Origin of the sequence: Thiomicrorhabdus sp., from assembly GCF_963662555.1 — a bacterium.
Classification (GTDB): domain Bacteria; phylum Pseudomonadota; class Gammaproteobacteria; order Thiomicrospirales; family Thiomicrospiraceae; genus Thiomicrorhabdus.
Genome location: NZ_OY759719.1, coordinates 526,566 through 544,155 on the forward strand (window position 1 = coordinate 526,566; position 17,590 = coordinate 544,155).

General features: G+C 39.1%; 21 protein-coding genes. 13 read left to right on the forward strand and 8 right to left on the reverse strand.

The genetic code is table 11. From position 1 onward, the window contains the following. The first annotated feature begins 35 nt into the window (after positions 1–35). The 9 genes from ACORJQ_RS02130 (at position 36) to ACORJQ_RS02170 (ending at position 4,885) form a co-directional block, all read left to right on the forward strand. Positions 36–329, forward strand: a complete 294-nt coding sequence (locus ACORJQ_RS02130; protein WP_321325591.1) for an alpha-carboxysome major shell protein CsoS1 — start codon at positions 36–38, stop codon at positions 327–329. 44 nt (positions 330–373) lie between these two features. After that, positions 374–667 carry an alpha-carboxysome major shell protein CsoS1 gene (locus tag ACORJQ_RS02135; protein WP_040727285.1) on the forward strand — a complete coding sequence of 98 codons (294 nt, stop codon included), beginning with the start codon at positions 374–376 and terminating at the stop codon, positions 665–667. 39 nt (positions 668–706) lie between these two features. Further along, the gene (locus ACORJQ_RS02140) at positions 707–1,015 is read left to right on the forward strand and encodes an alpha-carboxysome major shell protein CsoS1 (RefSeq protein WP_321325593.1); all 309 of its coding nucleotides are present in this window, start codon (positions 707–709) and stop codon (positions 1,013–1,015) included. A 43-nt stretch (positions 1,016–1,058) separates the two neighbouring features. Then, the gene (locus ACORJQ_RS02145) at positions 1,059–1,607 is read left to right on the forward strand and encodes a ferritin-like domain-containing protein (RefSeq protein ID WP_321325595.1); all 549 of its coding nucleotides are present in this window, start codon (positions 1,059–1,061) and stop codon (positions 1,605–1,607) included. After that, the gene (locus ACORJQ_RS02150) at positions 1,604–1,879 is read left to right on the forward strand and encodes a 4a-hydroxytetrahydrobiopterin dehydratase (RefSeq protein WP_321325597.1); all 276 of its coding nucleotides are present in this window, start codon (positions 1,604–1,606) and stop codon (positions 1,877–1,879) included. The genes ACORJQ_RS02145 and ACORJQ_RS02150 overlap by 4 nt, the downstream gene beginning before the upstream one ends. Beyond that, complete coding sequence (locus ACORJQ_RS02155) at positions 1,876–2,148, forward strand: hypothetical protein (protein WP_321325599.1); 273 nt, start codon at positions 1,876–1,878, stop codon at positions 2,146–2,148. Before ACORJQ_RS02150 ends, ACORJQ_RS02155 begins: the two co-directional genes overlap by 4 nt. Positions 2,149–2,535: 387 nt before the next feature. Continuing rightward, complete coding sequence (gene rdgB, locus ACORJQ_RS02160; RefSeq protein WP_321325600.1) at positions 2,536–3,150, forward strand: RdgB/HAM1 family non-canonical purine NTP pyrophosphatase; 615 nt, start codon at positions 2,536–2,538, stop codon at positions 3,148–3,150. Next, complete coding sequence (locus ACORJQ_RS02165) at positions 3,147–3,767, forward strand: BMC domain-containing protein (protein WP_321325602.1); 621 nt, start codon at positions 3,147–3,149, stop codon at positions 3,765–3,767. The genes rdgB and ACORJQ_RS02165 overlap by 4 nt, the downstream gene beginning before the upstream one ends. A gap of 143 nt (positions 3,768–3,910) precedes the next feature. Beyond that, positions 3,911–4,885 (forward strand): LysR family transcriptional regulator, encoded by a 975-nt coding sequence (locus tag ACORJQ_RS02170; protein WP_321325603.1) that lies wholly within the window; start codon positions 3,911–3,913, stop codon positions 4,883–4,885. Between the two features lie 54 nt (positions 4,886–4,939). On the opposite strand, the gene ACORJQ_RS02175 is transcribed toward ACORJQ_RS02170, so the two are convergent. The 7 genes from ACORJQ_RS02175 to gmk all read right to left on the reverse strand — a co-directional run bounded on the left by ACORJQ_RS02175 (position 4,940) and on the right by gmk (position 12,671). Further along, positions 4,940–7,081, reverse strand: coding sequence for a RelA/SpoT family protein (locus tag ACORJQ_RS02175; protein WP_321325605.1), 2,142 nt, complete (start codon positions 7,079–7,081; stop codon positions 4,940–4,942). A 48-nt stretch (positions 7,082–7,129) separates the two neighbouring features. Continuing rightward, positions 7,130–7,354: a DNA-directed RNA polymerase subunit omega gene (gene rpoZ, locus ACORJQ_RS02180; RefSeq protein WP_321325607.1), complete on the reverse strand. Its 225-nt coding sequence runs from the start codon at positions 7,352–7,354 to the stop codon at positions 7,130–7,132. A gap of 106 nt (positions 7,355–7,460) precedes the next feature. Continuing rightward, positions 7,461–8,681: a 3-deoxy-D-manno-octulosonic acid transferase gene (locus ACORJQ_RS02185; RefSeq protein WP_321325609.1), complete on the reverse strand. Its 1,221-nt coding sequence runs from the start codon at positions 8,679–8,681 to the stop codon at positions 7,461–7,463. Positions 8,682–8,746: 65 nt separating this feature from the next. Continuing rightward, positions 8,747–9,493 (reverse strand): 3-deoxy-manno-octulosonate cytidylyltransferase, encoded by a 747-nt coding sequence (kdsB, locus tag ACORJQ_RS02190; RefSeq protein WP_321325611.1) that lies wholly within the window; start codon positions 9,491–9,493, stop codon positions 8,747–8,749. Between the two features lie 153 nt (positions 9,494–9,646). Continuing rightward, entirely contained in the window at positions 9,647–10,732 is a 1,086-nt protein-coding gene (locus ACORJQ_RS02195) for an iron-containing alcohol dehydrogenase family protein (RefSeq protein WP_321325613.1), read from the reverse strand. 37 nt (positions 10,733–10,769) lie between these two features. Then, complete coding sequence (locus tag ACORJQ_RS02200; protein WP_321325615.1) at positions 10,770–11,957, reverse strand: DegT/DnrJ/EryC1/StrS family aminotransferase; 1,188 nt, start codon at positions 11,955–11,957, stop codon at positions 10,770–10,772. A 96-nt stretch (positions 11,958–12,053) separates the two neighbouring features. Continuing rightward, a complete protein-coding gene (gmk, locus tag ACORJQ_RS02205) occupies positions 12,054–12,671 on the reverse strand; it encodes a guanylate kinase (protein ID WP_321325617.1) in 618 nt (205 codons plus the stop codon). Between the two features lie 285 nt (positions 12,672–12,956). Here gmk and ACORJQ_RS02210 point away from each other — a divergent pair, with 285 nt between their 5' ends. The 4 genes from ACORJQ_RS02210 to ACORJQ_RS02225 all read left to right on the forward strand — a co-directional run bounded on the left by ACORJQ_RS02210 (position 12,957) and on the right by ACORJQ_RS02225 (position 16,324). Beyond that, positions 12,957–13,448 (forward strand): shikimate kinase, encoded by a 492-nt coding sequence (locus ACORJQ_RS02210; RefSeq protein WP_420719576.1) that lies wholly within the window; start codon positions 12,957–12,959, stop codon positions 13,446–13,448. Between the two features lie 36 nt (positions 13,449–13,484). Next, positions 13,485–14,567, forward strand: coding sequence for a 3-dehydroquinate synthase (aroB, locus tag ACORJQ_RS02215; protein ID WP_321325621.1), 1,083 nt, complete (start codon positions 13,485–13,487; stop codon positions 14,565–14,567). Positions 14,568–14,673: 106 nt separating this feature from the next. Next, on the forward strand, positions 14,674–15,570 hold the full coding sequence (locus ACORJQ_RS02220) for a D-hexose-6-phosphate mutarotase (protein ID WP_321325622.1): 897 nt from the start codon (positions 14,674–14,676) through the stop codon (positions 15,568–15,570). A 214-nt stretch (positions 15,571–15,784) separates the two neighbouring features. Then, complete coding sequence (locus ACORJQ_RS02225) at positions 15,785–16,324, forward strand: hypothetical protein (RefSeq protein WP_321325624.1); 540 nt, start codon at positions 15,785–15,787, stop codon at positions 16,322–16,324. Between the two features lie 74 nt (positions 16,325–16,398). Here the strand turns inward: ACORJQ_RS02225 and ACORJQ_RS02230 are convergent, their stop codons facing one another. After that, positions 16,399–17,445 (reverse strand): NADP(H)-dependent aldo-keto reductase, encoded by a 1,047-nt coding sequence (locus ACORJQ_RS02230; protein WP_321325626.1) that lies wholly within the window; start codon positions 17,443–17,445, stop codon positions 16,399–16,401. Positions 17,446–17,590: the final 145 nt, after the last annotated feature.

The following is a 17,590-nucleotide window of genomic DNA, read 5'->3' on the forward strand; positions in this document are numbered from 1 at the left end:
AAATATAAATTAGTTAGAACGTTAGGAGAACAGCCATGAGTACAGAATATGGAATTGCTTTAGGAATGATTGAAACACGCGGTTTAGTACCAGCGATTGAAGCGGCGGATGCTATGACCAAAGCGGCAGAAGTACGCTTAGTAAGTCGTGAATTTGTAGGCGGTGGTTACGTAACAGTAATGGTACGTGGTGAAACTGGAGCGGTAAACGCAGCAGTAAGAGCTGGAGCCGATGCTTGTGAACGAGTAGGTGACGGACTAGTAGCTGCACACATCATTGCACGTCCACACAATGAAGTTGAATCAGTTGTTACAACTGACAAAGCTTAAGAAATTTTAAAAAACAAACAGTAAGAACGTTTAGGAGAAAAGCCATGAGTACAGAATATGGAATTGCTTTAGGAATGATTGAAACACGCGGTTTAGTACCAGCGATTGAAGCGGCGGATGCTATGACTAAAGCGGCAGAAGTACGCTTAGTAAGTCGTGAATTTGTAGGCGGTGGTTACGTAACAGTAATGGTACGTGGTGAAACTGGTGCAGTAAACGCAGCAGTAAGAGCAGGAGCCGATGCTTGTGAACGAGTAGGTGACGGACTAGTAGCTGCACACATCATTGCACGTCCTCACAACGAAGTTGAATCAGTCGTTACGATTGAAAAGAAATAATTAAGAAATTGATAATTAATTTAGCTTAGGAGAATAGCCATGAGCACAGAATATGGAATTGCTTTAGGAATGATCGAAACACGTGGTTTAGTACCAGCGATTGAAGCGGCGGATGCTATGACCAAAGCGGCAGAAGTACGCTTAGTAAGTCGTGAATTTGTAGGCGGTGGTTACGTAACAGTAATGGTACGTGGTGAAACTGGTGCAGTAAATGCAGCAGTAAGAGCTGGAGCCGATGCTTGTGAACGAGTAGGTGACGGACTAGTAGCTGCACACATCATTGCACGTCCACACAAAGAAGTGGAACCTGTTCTAGACATGGCTAGCAACGGAGCAAGAATTGGTTAAATCCAATGAGGGCTTAGGCCCTCACTAACGAGAGGAGTAAGTTATGCGTTATCAACCACGAATGCAAGGTAGTGTCATGCCTGGTGTTGGGAGTTACCCTCAGTTTGAGACACCTCAAAATACAGGGGCTAACTCAAGAGTTCTAGGTTACTTAGGGCGTGCTTTAAGTTTAGAGTTCTCAGCAGGTCAGCACTATTTAGCACAAGCTTCTTTAGCTAAATTTCGTAATGAAATGACTTATGCTCAAGGTTTTGTCACTTTGGCAAACGAGGAGTTTCAACATGCTAACTTATTAACCGATCGCATGGTCGCTCAAGGTGCTTTGCCAGCGGGCAGTGTATTGAGTCCAGCTACTCCTGCTAATTCAATTGCAGAAGCTTTAAGAAGCTGTGAAGCACGTGAGTTGGCCTTGATTCAGCTTTATGGCGAAGCAACCCAGTATTGTGCAAATATCGGTGCTATGGAAGATCATTCATTATTTAATCGCCTTCTTGAAGAAGAGCAAGCTCAGTTAATGAGAATTAATGGTTGGTTAGCCGAGTTTTATCATTCTATGAATGTAAATCAATATTCAGATAGGAGTTTTGTATGAACGAACGTTGGAAAGCTAAATTAAAACCTGCTTCATTAGAAACACGTTTTGACTTCAAAGATTTTTCAGTTTTAAGATCTTTTTTGGATGAACTAGCACAGCAGGCAGATTTACTTGATCATCATCCAAACATTAGCTTTGGTAGAGGTCACGTTTCGGTGATGATTTATTCACAATCTGAAGAATTGCAACCTATTGATTTTACTTTAGCAAAAGGCATTGATGAAGGTTACTACCGAGTAACTAATCAGTCTGAAGGAGCTTGGGCATGATAGTTGAAGAAGAAAACTCAGAGAGTTGGGTGTTAACAGCAGATACAACAACAGAGTCAAAGACTGTTGACGAAAAACCTGTTACAAAAACGGCTTCAGCTAAAAAGCCAGCAGTTCGTAAGCCTGCTGCAAAAAAAGTGGCAACGCCAAAAGCAAAATCAACGACAGCTACTTCAAGCAGTAAAAATGCGGCAAGTAAAAAGTCTGATCAGGAGCATATAGCAGAACAGATTAAAGTACTTTCTTCTAGAAGAGTATGGCCAGATTAGGCTGCTTTTCTTAAACGTTCTTAGCCATTGAGGGTACCCAAAAACGTACCCTCTTTTTTTATCTAAAAATAGGTATTAGTCATTTATAGAACGGATGAAAGAATAACGAATTAATGAATGGCTAACCTATTCATTATTGTCTATAGCTGCGAGTTGAATTTTCAATTTCTCAAATATGAGACTTTTTCATACTATTGAGCATACAGGTTACTGAATGTTTATTTGGTATTAAAAGTAGGCGATAGATAACAGTTAAATTAAGGTTTGTTAACAGGTGTTAATGAATTATTTAAAACCAAAACTTTTAAAGCAAAGATTAAATCTCATGATTTGTGTTTTTGCAGTAGATGTATTTATTTCAGCTAAGGGCGTATAGGAATCTAATGCATGAAAAAGATTGTGATAGCAACAGCCAATCCCAATAAAGTAAAGGAACTCAGTATTCCTTTGCAGTTAAATGGTTTTGATGTAAAGCTACAAACTGATTTTTTTTGCGATCAAGTGATTGAGGATGGTTTGAGCTTTGTTGAAAATGCACTGAAAAAAGCCAGATTTGCCAGTGCTAAAACCGGATTACCTGCAATCGCAGATGACTCAGGTTTACAAGTTGATTATTTAAATGGCAGGCCTGGTATCTATTCTGCAAGGTTTGCAGAAACACTTGGCTACCCTGAGAGCTCTGATTCTGAAAATATGCTACATCTAGTTGAATTGCTTAAGGGGCTGCCTCTTAAAGATCGTAAAGCAAACTATATTTGTTGCGTGGTATATGTGGCACATGAAGATGATGAGACGCCTTTGATTGGAATGGGTACTTGGCATGGAGATATTCTGTCAGAACCTAGAACCCAATTTGGGATAGGTTATGATCCGATTGTATGGATTCCAAGCGAGCTTAAAGCCGCTTCTGAAATACCTCTTGAGAAAAAACTAAAAACTAGTCATCGTGCCCAAGCAATGCAATCGGTGATTAATCAAATTAAACAGCGGGAGGCTAAATGATAGAGTTAAGAACCTATATCTTTTTAGATTCATTACAGCCTCAGTTGGCATCTTATATTGGTACGGCTTCAATGGGTTTTTTACCCGTACCTGGGGATTCGTGTCTTTGGGTTGAAGTAGCGCCCGGGATGGCAGTGCATAAAATTACTGACATCGCATTAAAAGCCAGTAATGTACGTTTAGCTCAACAAGTTGTTGAGCGTGCCTATGGTTCTATGTTGTTTAACCATCGAGATCAAAGTGATGTATTAGAGTCTGGTAAGCATATTCTTAATTACCTTCAAACAAATGAGTTTGAACGTGATAAATGTCAGGTGAAATGGTCAGAGATTATTAGAGGCATTACCCCAGATCACGCGGTATTAATTAACCGAGACAATCGTAGAGGCTCAATGATACTGCCAGGACAAAGTATGTTTATAATGGAAACCGATCCTGCAGGTTATGTCGTATACGCAGCAAATGAAGCCGAAAAAGCGGCCAATGTTACTTTGGTTGAAGCACGAGCAGTTGGGGCTTATGGACGTTTAATTATGTGCGGAAAAGAAGCTGATGTTATTGAAGCAGAAAGAGCGGCAAAAGCCGCACTTGATAGAATGCCTTGTCAGCTTAAATAGTTATTTTTGTTATTAAGAAAAAAATAATTGTATAAAAATTGTATAACTAATTAACTGTTAATGTATAGTTTTAAACAGTGGTTAATTTTATTTTTCAAAAAATGTTAGTCATATAAAAATTACCTTAGAAGTAGGAGATAGTAATGGCTGAAATGACTAAAAACCAATCTAATTTTTTAATTAGACACGCCTCTTTAAGACAAATTCAGGTTTTTGAGTCCGTTGCTCGTAACCTTAGTTTTACTCGTGCTGCGGAAGAGTTACATTTAACACAGCCAACCGTTTCATCTCAGGTGAAAAGCCTAGTTGAGGCAATTGAAATGCCTTTATATGAACAGGTGGGAAGAAACATCTATCTAACAGAAGTTGGTGAGCATGTAGCCTGTAGTTGTAGAGAGGTTATCGATAGACTGTCTAATTTAGAAATTTTGTTGGATGATTTTAGAGGTTTAATGCGAGGTCGCCTAAGAGTGGCAGTGGTTTCAACCGCTAAATATTTTGCCCCACTTGCGTTAGGTAATTTTATTAAACAACATCCTGATATAGATTTAAATTTAAAAGTTTCTAATAGAGAGAATATATTAAATCGTATTAATCACAATATGGATGACCTCTATATTTTGGGTCAAATTCCACCTAACCATTTAGATTTAGAGATTATTCCTTTTGCTCCTAACCCTCTGGTTGTCATTGCAAATGGAAATCATGAATTATGTAATAGCACTAAAAAAGTGACATTGAAAAAACTTGCTAAGTACCCTTTTATTATGCGTGAAGAGGGTTCTGGGATTCGTTCAGCCGTTCAAGACTTGTTTGATAAACAAGGCTTAGAGATTCAAGAAAGAATGACCTTAGAAACGAATGAAGCGATAAAACACTGTGTTTCTGCTGATTTGGGAATTGCTGTGGTTTCCCGTCACTCACTGTATTTAGGTGGCGATTTTGGTTCGGTAAAAGAAATTGATGTGGAGGGATTTCCTATTGAAAAAGAATGGCACATTGTGTATCCAAAAGGAAAAGAGCTTTCTTTGATTGCTAGATCTTTTTTAGATTTTTTACAAGAAAAAGGAACGGAATTTATTAATATCCACGGACATGAAAGTCAAAAAGTAAAATAAAATCAGCGTCTTTAGTTTTGGCTTTGTTTGTTGGCTAAAGACTTAACCATAAAATTAAAGACGCTGGATTTTTTCGACAATCGGTAAACGTTTTAATCTTCTCATAACTTGAGCTAAATGCACGCGGTCTCGCACATTGATAACAAAATGCATTAAGCTGTAAGATTCATCTTTATCTTCTGAACGCACCCGTTCAATATCTGTATTAGTTTTAGCGATTTCATTAGCAATTGTAGCTAGCGTTCCACGTTGATTCATTGCTTCAATTTGTACTTCTGTAAGGAATGTCGCCTCAGAGTTCTGATCCCATTGTACGTCTATACACTTGTCAGGCTGGTTACGAATATTTTTGATGTTGTGACAGGAATCTCTGTGAATAACCAGCCCTTTTTCTGTACTTACAAATCCAATAATTTCATCGCCAGGAATAGGGTGACAGCAGTTAGCAAAGTGCACCACCATACCTTCTGTTCCTGAGATTGGTAATGCGGCATCAGGGTTAGCATTTTTAGGGCCTATATCATCATCTGCACCTAAAACAATATCGTGTATTTGTTTGGCTACTAATGGAGCCATACGATTACCTGTACCCAATTCACTGAGTAACTGTTCCCAATCACTTAGTTTTAACTCATTGATCAAGTGAGTGCGAATCTCATCGGTTAAACCGTCATAAGACATATTGAAATGGCGTAAAGACTTCGTCAGCATTCTTTGACCGAGGGTAATGGCCTCTCCAGTTTGCTGGTTTTTCATAAAGTGGCGAATCTGAGAGCGAGCTTTAGCGGTTTTAACAAAGTTTAACCAAGCAGGATTTGGCTCTGCTTCAGTGCCTTTTATGATATGAATTGTCTTACCACTTTCTAACGGAGTTCTGAGTGGTACCAGTTTTTTGTCAATACGACACCCTAAAGTACTGTGCCCTATATTAGTATGTACCGCATAGGCAAAATCAACAGGTGTTGAACCGGTAGGTAAGGTAATGATGTCACCTTTTGGCGTAAAGACATAGATAACATCAGGAAATAAATCAATCTTAACGTTTTCTAAGAAGTCTAGAGAGTTACCGGCGCTCTGCTGAATTTCGAGCAGATTTTTAACCCACTCTTGAGCTCGTAAATCAACATGTGACACTGAATTTTCTTGCTCTGTGTGGTCTTGTTTATATTGCCAGTGTGCCGCAATACCGTGCTCTGAGACTTCATGCATTGTTTCAGTGCGAATTTGGACTTCTAAATGCACGCCATAAGGACCAAATAAAGCAGTGTGTAGTGACTGATAGCCGTTTGATTTAGGAATAGCTATATAGTCTTTAAATTTACCAGGTAAAGGCTTATAAAGCGAGTGCACAGCTCCGAGTGTACGATAACAATCATCGGCCGTATCAACCAGAATACGAAATGCAAAAATATCTAAGATGTCATTGAAGTTTTGACGCTTATTTTTCATCTTTTTATAGAGACTATAAAGATGCTTTTCTCGTCCGACGACTTCGCCTTGAATGTTTTCTTGATTCAAACGATTTTGAATGGTTTCGGTAATTTGTTCAATTACCTCTTTACGATTCCCACGGGCTTTTTTGACGGCACTTTCTAATACGGCAAAACGAATAGGGTGCATGGCTTTAAAACCAAGGTCTTCTAATTCGATACGAATGGCGTTGATACCTAAGCGGCCAGCAATTGGAGCGAAGATATCTAGAGTTTCATGAGCAATGCGACGTTGTTTATCTGGACGCATAACGCCTAGAGTTCGCATATTGTGGAGTCTATCGGCAAGCTTAATCAAAATAACTCGAATATCGCGTGCCATTGCCAAAATCATTTTACGAAAGTTTTCGGCTTGTGCTTCTTGCGGGTTGTCAAACTCAAGCTTACCAAGTTTGGTAACACCATCAACAATTTCAGCCACACTTTCGCCAAACCGTTCAGCTATATCATTTTTGGTATAGGGGGTATCTTCAACCACATCGTGCAAAATAGCAGCGATTAAACTTTCTTTATCAAGTTGGATCTCTGCCAGAATCTCGGCAACGGCAACAGGGTGCCAGATGTAATCACCACCCGATTTACGTGTTTGCCCTTGGTGTGCAAGTGCTCCAAATTCATAGGCGGATTGAATGAGATCAACTTGCTCTGGCGTTAAATAAGCAGAAGCTTTGCTAATCAGACCATCTAATGAAACTGGAGTCGGCATTGGGTAGTTGAACCTTTAAATTAAAAATGAATTCCAAATAAAAGGTTTTTAGCTGAAGAAAGGAGGAGTATTAGGATCAGCCATAACAACATCACCATCAATGGTGTTCTCTGCTAATTCGCGTAAAGCCATAACAGTTGGTTTATCTTTATCCCAATCTAAAGTCGCTTCAGCACCGTTCGCTAATTGACGAGCACGTTTAGCGCTTAAAATAACTAATTCAAAACGGTTTTCTACTTGAGTTAAACAATCTTCTACTGTGACGCGAGCCATAATGTACTTCCTGTATGGTAAATTTCAAAGGTAAGGAGTTATTTTACCCTAGATTGTACCCAAGAGGCTACGTAAATCTATAATAAATGCATGGTTTTAAGGTGAATTATTGAATATTTAGGGCCACTAAGTATTTTTGAAGGGTATTTTTTTGTTTTTGTAAGGCCTGGTAGGCATTTTCACCAAGTTTCTGTGCTTGTTCTGGATGTTCGAGCAGGGTAATAAGATCTTGCTGCAGTTGTGGGTAATTTTGGTTTTGAATAATACCGTTTTCTGCTTTTAGTAAAGTCATCTCATCTTCAAAATCTGAGCTATCTTGACCAGTAATAATCGCTTTCTTAAAGGCTGCAGGTTCTAAGATATTATGCCCGCCTTTTGGCACATAGCTACCACCCATAATAACAATCTTTGCATGTGCGTATAAAGGCAATAGACGGCCAATTCGGTCATCTAAATAAACTTTTGTATCTTCTTGAATGGCTTCATTTTTGGTTGCAACTTTTAATTTTGAGCCTAAAAACTGCAGTTGTTTTTGAATTTTAATACTGCGTTTTGGGTGGCGAGGCACAATTACGAGTAGTTCTGATCGATTTAATTCCAGCCAAAGCTGGGTGATGTTTAATTCTTCATCATTATGTGTGGATGCGGCAAGAATAAACTCTCTCTCTATCGGTCTAGCTTGTTTTTGTATTTCGGGTTGAGCAGAATATTTTAGATTGCCTAAAACTTGAATTTTATTTGAATCGGCACCTAATTTGCCAAACATTTCAGCATCGAGTTCAGAACGAGCTATGATTTTATCAACACGGCGTAAGCTATTGCGGTAAGCGGTTTGTAACCAGTTTGGAGACTGAAAAGTTTTTTGGGTTAAACGGCCATTTAAAATGCAGATTTCAATAGCGTTTTTATTCGCCACTCTAAACAGATTAGGCCATATTTCCGTTTCTACAATCCATAGACGATTCGGTTGATAAGCTTTTATAAAACGTCTCAAGGCAAATGGCCAATCAAATGGTAAATATCGATGAAATACCTGATCAGCGAATAGCTCATTAACTAATTGTTGGCTTGTTTTGGTGTTGGTGGTTAACAGAATCTTATGTTCAGACATTAAGTGTTTAATAAGTGGTTCTGCGGCTTTAACTTCGCCCACTGATGCACAATGAATCCAGATAGGATGGTGAAAATTTTGCAGAGGTTTACTATAGTGTAAACCCAGTTTTTGAGAGATAAATGCCCAACCAGCTTTATTTTTTAGGCCTTCAATAATCACAATTAGCCAAATAAGCGGGCTAAGTAAGCGGATTAATATTTGATAAATAGGCATTTAAAGTCACTCGTTTGTTTTTACAATTTACCACACCCCGCAAGGGAGTATACAGGCCTGGTAAATTAATGACCCGCTTGAAGCAGTGCTTCCATAATCGCAATATCGCCCGGTAAATCGACTTCTGGTGAGTCGTATTGGCTCTGCACAATTTTAATTTTATGACCGTATTCTAAAGCTCTTAACTGTTCAAGTTTTTCGATATCTTCAAGCTTGCCCATAGGTAATGCATTAAAGGTATCTACAAAGCGTTTGGTGTAAGCGTAAACCCCTAAATGTTTAAAGCTATCGTGATCCCAATAGTCACGACCATGTGGAATAGTGGCACGGGAGAAATATAAGGCAAAGCCATTTACATCAGTAACCAACTTCACATCTTTAGGATTTGTAATTTCTGCTTCATTGACGATTTTGAAGGACAAAGTGCTCATTTCAAAGCTTTTATCGTAATCTTCAGCTAAGAATGGAGCAATGACATCTTCTATAGATTCATGATGAACAAGCGGTTGGTCGCCTTGTACATTGACAATTAAATCATCATCTTTTAAACCAAGAGCATTAGCTGCCGCTGCAATACGGTCAGTACCAGAAGCGGCTTCAATAGGTGTCATTACCACCTTACCACCAAAGGCTTCTACTACCTCTTTAATGCGGTCATCATCCGTAGCAATATAAACCCCAGCCAGCCCCTGAGCTTTAGAAATACGCTCATATACATGCTGAATCATCGGTTTACCATCAATCAGCTTTAAAGGCTTACCAGGTAAACGAGAAGAACCGTATCGAGCAGGAATAAAAACATAAGTGTTCATAGTAGAAGGCTTTTTAGGTAGGTTAAAATTTTAGGTTTAATGGAATTTGGACGTCAATTTTTGAGATTTGGCTAGGTGTTGATGAGGGAGTTGAGTATTACTCAATGACCGATTCAACAACAACGCCAAAACCAAAAAGTGGTGAACCAAAATTTACATTTTGGAGTATAAGGAGCGTAACAACTCTGGCGTTACCTTCTCTTTCCAGCTTGGTCCGTAAACATTTTCCCAAAGTGGTGCTAAACCAGAAGCGGTACGAATCATTTTTTCCATATCTTCTTCTGATAGGTCTTTGGTGATGCCTTTCGGAAGGGTGATATTGTGCTTTGCCATCATCTCACGGAAAATTTTAACGCCTTCAGGGTAGAAGTCATCAAGCACATCAAATGCAATACAGTTACCAATACCATGGTGATATCCCATTACATAAGACAATCCGTAAGATAATGCGTGACACGCACCTACTTGGCTATAGGCAATACTTTGACCACCCATATATGACGCCATCATCAGTTTTTCATCTGAATCGGGATGGTCATTTAAAAAGATTTCGTAACATAGGTCTAAAGATTTTTCACCAAATGCACGGGCAAATTCATTAATGTAAGTACCATTTAGGGCTTCAATATTGTGAATGTAACAATCCATTCCTGTATAGAACCACTGGTCTTTCGGTACGCCTTTGATAAGGTCAGGATCCATAATGATTTGGTCATAAACCGTATGGTCAGAGTTCATGCCTAATTTTTTGTCTGGGCCTGTTAATACGGTTGTACGCGAAGCTTCCGCTCCGGTACCCGAAATGGTTGGAATGCCAACGTGATGAACTGCTGGGTTTTTAATTAAATCCCAACCTTGGTAAGAGGCAGAACCTCCTTCATTGGTTAGCATTAAGGCAACTGCTTTACCTAAATCTAAAGAAGAACCACCACCAAGCCCCACTACGCTTACTGGGTTACGGCCGTCTATATTTTTTGCAGAGTACTCCTGAACTTCAACGGTTAGGGCATCAACATATTTGGTTTTAGGTTCATCGGTAACGTCTAACCAAATGACCATGTCTTTTCCCGTTGCAGGAATACGTTCTGCTAAAGGCTTGTCTTTATGCACTTCATCTACTAGGAAGACCACAAAATCGTCTGTGCTTTTACGCTCTTCAGCAAGAACATCATCAAGTTGGTCAAATGACCCTCGACCAAAAATCATCTTAGGTACGGTTTTAAAATTACGAAATTTCATAATGCAGTTTTCCTAGTAAGCCGCAATGGCCTTACAGTTATTTTTTAAATACGTTTGCGAATGCGTCAATTCTGAACTGAATGTCTTCTTCTGTCCAGGATAATTGAATCAACATAGAGATAGTTCGGCTCATAATATCATCCGATTTTGGTGTTTTTACTTGTGTGTAATCTGGACGATCAGCAATTAAATCAATTGGTAGTTTGGCTGAACTTTTCATCTCATGGATGTGTTTCCAGTTTTTTAAATAATGCCAGTTATTGGCATACCAATAAAATACCGCAGGCACTTTTTGTTCACCAAGTGCAGCCACAACTTCTTTTGCACGTTCTTCAGTTGGCATGATAATGCTTAAGAATCCTGCATTATCGCCAGATTCATCGGCAATTACACGGAAAGAGACTTCAGGGTATTGCTGAAGTGCATCTTTTAAAGCTTTTTTATTACGGCGTTGAATCTCTAAAATGCGGTCGAGTTTTTTCCACTGAGCGACACCCACTGCCGCATTCATTTCTGAGATACGGAAATTACTTCCCATAATAGGGTGGCTTTCTGCACCACGGTCCATGCCGATATGGTCATGACCATGATCTGAAAACATGTGAGCATTGTTGTAGATGGTTTCATCGTTAGTTAAAACGGCACCACCCTCTCCACAAGAGATAGTTTTTACTGAGTCAAATGAGAAAGTTCCAACCTGTCCAATGGTGCCAAGGGCTTTACCTTTATAGGTCGCTCCTGTAGCTTGGCAAGCGTCTTCTAAAAGCACGAGGTTGTGTTTGTCACATACGGCTTTGATTTCATCCATGTGACCACCGTAACCGCACATGTGTACAAAGTTAACGGCTTTGGTTCTTGGAGTGATTACCGCTTCAATGCCTTCGGCAGAAAGAGTTAGGGTTTCATCAATTTCTGCAAAGATTGGGATTGCACCTGCTAAGACAATCGCTTCAATACTCGCTACAAAGGTAAATGGCGGCACAATAACTTCATCGCCAGCACCAATGCCAGCTGCAGCTAAAGCCGTCGTTAAAGCCGTTGTTCCACTTGAGACTAAATGAGCGTGTTTAACGTCAATTGTTTCACAGATCATGCTTTCTAGCTCGCGAGCTTTCCAAACATCATTACGCATCCCGTCAAAGTTGTAACGAAAGGTAAATCCTTTGTCCATGACTTCATTGATTTGTTGTTTTTCGGATTCATCAAAAATCTCAAAACCTGGCATTACATACTCCTAAAAATGGGTCAAACGTGTTTTTTTGTTTGGTTTACGTTGTTTACTGAATTCTTTACGTGAATTGATTGAGCTTTAATAATGAGTTTATTCAGTTTCAAGCAAAGCGGCAATCATGTTTTTATGTATTGCTATTTGTTTCTCTTTACGTAAACGGTTTGCAGTAAAAATGCTTTGTAGTTTGTTAAGAGCGATTTCAAAATTATTGTTTACCACAATATAATCAAATTCAGCGTAGTGCGACATTTCGCTAACGGCATCTTGCATACGGCGTTCAATAATATCTTCGCTATCCGTTCCGCGGTTTGTTAAACGTTTATGCAGTTCTTCACGTGATGGAGGCAAAATAAAAATTGAAATTGCATCAGGCATTAATTTTCTAACTTGCTGAGCACCTTGCCAATCAATCTCTAAAATTACGTCTTTACGAGCTTCTAACTGGGCCTCTACCGTGCTTTTAGATGTTCCGTAAAAGTTGTCAAATACTTGAGCGTGTTCCAAAAAATCGCCTTGAGCGATCTTTTCATTAAAAGCTTCTACGCTTATAAAATGGTAGTTTACGCCGTCTTCTTCACCTGGACGCATCTCACGAGTGGTACTTGATACGGAAACAATAATACGACTGTCTTGTTCAATTAACTTGCTAACAAGAGATGTTTTGCCTGCACCAGACGGGGCTGAAATAATATACAGTGAACCGCTCATAAGAACTTCTCCGGTATTGAATAAATTTGAAGTAGTGGCGTATTTTAACAGAGAATTAAATTGCTTTGGGGTGTCTATTATATGCACTCGTTGTATTTATGCCATTCCAAAAGCCCTCTAAAACATAAACTTCTTGCTTGGTCGGCTTCAGAAGCGGCAGTACAGGCCTGGAGAATTGAATAAATGTAATTTTTTATTCGATTAAGTCGTATAAGTCACGGCAAATTTTTAAAATCTATTTATAATGATTGTATGCATAAAGAAAGTATATTTTTAGTAGGTCCTATGGGGGCTGGAAAGTCCACAGTAGGTAAATTATTGGCCGAAAAGTTGCACTACCGTTTTGTGGACAGTGATCATGAGATTGAAGCCCGAACGGGTGCAACCATTCCGATGATTTTTGACATTGAAGGTGAGCTGGGCTTTAGAACCCGTGAAGCGGCCATGATTGATGAATTGTCAGAACGTAATGAGGTTGTGTTGGCAACAGGTGGTGGTGTGGTCGAAACAGAAAGTAATCGACAGCATTTGCGATCTCGTGGTTTTGTTGTGTATTTAAAGTCTCCAGTAGAATCATTAATACAAAGAACCAAACACGACCGTAATCGTCCGTTATTACAAACTGATAATCCAGCACAAGTGTTGCGTGATTTAATGGAACGCCGTGAGCCGTGGTATTTAGAAATGGCCGATTTGGTGATTGAAACTCAGCAAGTACCGGTACACCGTGTGGTCAAACAAATTATTGATTGTTTAGAGTCTGAACAGATTGTCTAGTTAGGCCGATAGAATCAACAAGGTAAGAGAAAAAACGTGAAAACATTAAAGGTTGAATTAGGGGATAGAAGTTATCCTATTTTTATTGGTCAAGGACTAATGGGTAATGCTGAGTTAGTAAAACCCTTTGTTAAAGGCCAACAAGTCTTAATTGTTACCAATACAACGGTGGCTCCACTTTATTTAGAAGCGTGCAAAAAATCTTTTGCTGACTTTAATGTTCAATCTGTGGTGTTACCTGATGGCGAAGAGTATAAAAATTTAGAAACCTTAAACCTAGTGTTTGATAAGTTAATTGGCGACCGTTTTGATCGCAGTTGCACACTGGTTGCTTTGGGTGGCGGAGTTATTGGTGATATGACTGGATTTGCGGCGGCAGCGTTTCAGCGTGGCGTGAATTTTATTCAAATGCCAACCACTTTGCTTTCTCAAGTAGATTCATCAGTAGGCGGAAAAACAGGGGTGAATCACTCATTAGGTAAAAATATGATTGGGGCTTTTCATCAGCCTGAATGTGTGGTGATTGATACTGAAACGCTCAATTCGTTAGAAGATCGCCAATTATCAGCAGGCCTGGCAGAAGTGATTAAATATGGCTTAATTCAAGACCCAGAGTTTTTTGAATGGTTAGAAGCCAATATTGAAAAACTGCTTAATCGTGAGCCAGAAGCTTTGTCATACGCGATTGAACGTTCTTGCCAAGATAAGGCAGACATAGTGGCAAAAGATGAAAAAGAAGCTGGTTTACGTGCTTTATTTAATTTGGGGCACACTTTTGGTCATGCGATTGAAGCGGGTATGGGTTACGGTAATTGGTTGCATGGAGAGGGCGTGAGTGCTGGTTCTATGCAAGCGGTATATATGTCTAAGTTATTAGGCAATCTTTCTCAGGAAGATGAAGACCGTATTAAAGCTATTTTTGAGCGTGCTCATTTGCCTGTTGTTCCGCCATCGGTTGCAGAGATGAGTAATGAGAAATATTTAGGTTTAATGGCTGGCGATAAAAAAGTACAAGCAGGTACGATTCGTTTGGTATTGCTAAAAAACATCGGTCAAGCTTATGTCACTGGTGATTATCCTCAAACATTATTAGAGCAAACTCTTACTGAATGGCGATAATCGTTATTTATTAGAATTATTTTTTCTAGAATTAGACTGCTTATAAATAAAGGTTTAGCCAGTACAAAGTTAATACAAAACAGGCTGTTTTCACAGGAGCGTAGAGATGACAAGTAAATATGCAAAGCAATTTGATGTAGAAGGCGTTAAATTTACGACTCGTGATGGGATTGAACTCATTCATATAGAAAATCAGTTTGCTAAGGCAACCATTACAACGTACGGAGCAACGGTATTAAGTTTTATTCCGCATGGTCAGCGTGATGTGCTTTGGGTCAGTAATTCTGCCGTTTATGATGGAACAAAGCCAGTAAGAGGTGGAGTGCCTGTATGTTGGCCATGGTTTGGTGCTGCGGCTAAGCAAGGCGGCCCGGCCCATGGTTTTGTTCGTAATATGGTATGGCAAGTTGAAAAAGTAGGTCAATTAGAAAACGGCGAAACTCGTGTTTTACTGGTTTGTAAGTCTAACGATGAAACTCTTAAAATCTGGCCGCATGAATTTGAACTTAAACTTTGTGTACAGGTAAATTCAAGTTTAACCATCACTTTGACAACTGTAAATATGGGTGATGAAACCATCGAGATCACTGAGGCATTACATACCTATTTTGCAGTAGCTAACCCTGTTGGTATGCTCATTAAAGGTTTAGAAGAGAGTACGCATTTAGATAAGCTTGTTGATGATGCTCAGCCCGAGATACAAAAAGAGGCTGTGGTGTTAAACCCTGCTAAAGACTCAGTGTATTTAAATCAAACTGGTAGTGTCGTTATTGTAGATGCCGATAATTTACGTGAGATACTGATTGAAAAGCGTCATTCCCAATCAAGTGTTGTTTGGAATCCAGGCCCTGAAATTGTAAAAGGTTTTGCCGATATTGATGACCAGGCTTGGTTAGAATTTGCTTGTGTAGAAAGCGGTAATGTTTTAGATAATACAGTCAGTATTCCTAGAGATTCTGAGCATTTGTTGAGTGTAAAATATAGTGTGAAATCGACTGCATGAATCTATTTAGTTTAGTTGGTTCGCTAAACGGCAATTTGCATAAAGCAGTTCAATAAAAACGGCATTAAGAGACGCCTATAGCTAGATACTTTTAAGTGGTCAGCTAAATAAATTTATCCATTTCTCTGTATCAACGACGATACATTCAAACCTTGTCATAATGAGTTAGTGTCAGGGTATTTTTTTGTTCAAAATTATCATTTATGAGGTTTAAATGCTTTCTTTAGAAGCCGGAGTTAAAAGTACTTACATCGAAGACTTATGTTTTATTCTTCCGTTAAAATCCCTAAGAGCTACTCCAAAAGTATCGTTTTTTGCCATAGAAGGTATTGTTGATGATTTATCAGGTGTAGATTTAGTTATGCATGAAGCGGGCGGTAAAAGCCCATTAATTGCGGGTGATGATACTTGGTATTGGTATATGCACACTGATCAAGAAGATAAGCTTGTTGTTCACCAGGGACGACGTTTAGTTCAGTTGTATTCGGTTAAGCACGGGCAGGTAGAAAATTTTGAAGTGACTGCCGATGCGATTTATCACAATAGCCAAAAAATCTTTGATGGTGCTGCCATTCTTGGTTGGCCTGCTCATGTTTTTCATAGAGTGCATTCACCAGAAGGCAGTTTATCAACCAACTATGCCTCACGTTTACCAGGCTTTGATATTGATACCAACTTTAATATTTACAAACTTGACCCTAAAGCAGGCACATATACACTGGCGCGTTTAGGGGCTTTAGATCAACCAAAATAAGGCACAATTAACTTGGTTTTTAGAGGAGACTATCAGCTATAAACCAAGTTAAAGCGTTTGAGTTTAACTCCTTATTAAGGTGATGGAATTGTATATTGAGAGTGAATTCGTTCAATTTGATGTAGGGTTTCTGCATCAAGGGTAATGTTGATAGAATCAATGTTCTCTTGCAGTTGGGTCATGCTTGTAGCACCAATAATATTGGCACTTACAAATGAGCGGCTGTTTACAAATGCCAAAGCAAGTTGAGTCGGAGTTAAGCCATTACCATTTGCCAGAGCTGCATAAAGTTCCGTGGCTTTAACCGCATTATCATTTGAGTATCTATCATAATGAGGAAAAAGGGTAATTCTTGCTCCTTCTGGTTTTTTGCCTTTTAAATACTTGCCAGACAATACCCCAAAGCCAAGTGGCGAGTATGCCAATAAACCAATTTTTTCTTGATACGCTACTTCAGATAAACCCACCTCAAAACTTCTGTTTAATAAACTATATGGGTTTTGAACCGTAATAATTTTTTCTAGGCCTTTTTGTTCGGCAATCTGCAAAAATTTCATTGTGCCCCAGGCGGTTTCATTAGATAAACCAATATGACGAATCTTACCTGCTTTAACCAATTCAGTTAGTACTTCTAAAGTCTCTTCAAAGTCAGTCATATCTACGGTGTCTTTTTCAGGGGCGTCAAACCCTAAAACACCAAAAAAATTGGTATGGCGTTCAGGCCAATGAAGTTGATATAAATCTAAATGATCGGTACCTAAACGTTTTAAAGAGCCTTCAAGTGCTTCATGAATTTGCTGGCGATTAAAGCGACTTTTGCCTCCACGAATATGCTGAGTAAAACTGCTTGGTCCAGCGATTTTAGAAGCTAATACGATCTGATCACGTTTACCTGTTTTGGCTAACCATTTACCAATAAACTCTTCAGTTTTTCCATAAGTCTCTGCACGAGGAGGTATCGCATACAGTTCTGCGGTATCCCAAAAATTTACACCGTTATCTAGGGCGTAGTCCATTTGTTCAAAGGCTTCTGCTTGTGTGTTTTGCTCACCCCAAGTCATAGTTCCTAAACAGATACGACTAACTTGAATATCTGAACTTCCTAACGTGTTATAAATCATAAGAATCCCTCTGTATTAAACTAAAGTAATCAACTTCATAACTCTACCACGGTAAGTTTAAATAATTATGAACACAATCTGTATTTACCAGGCCTGCCTTCCCTTCTTGCGGGGTGTGGTAAAGTAAAGACAGATACTAAAAGTA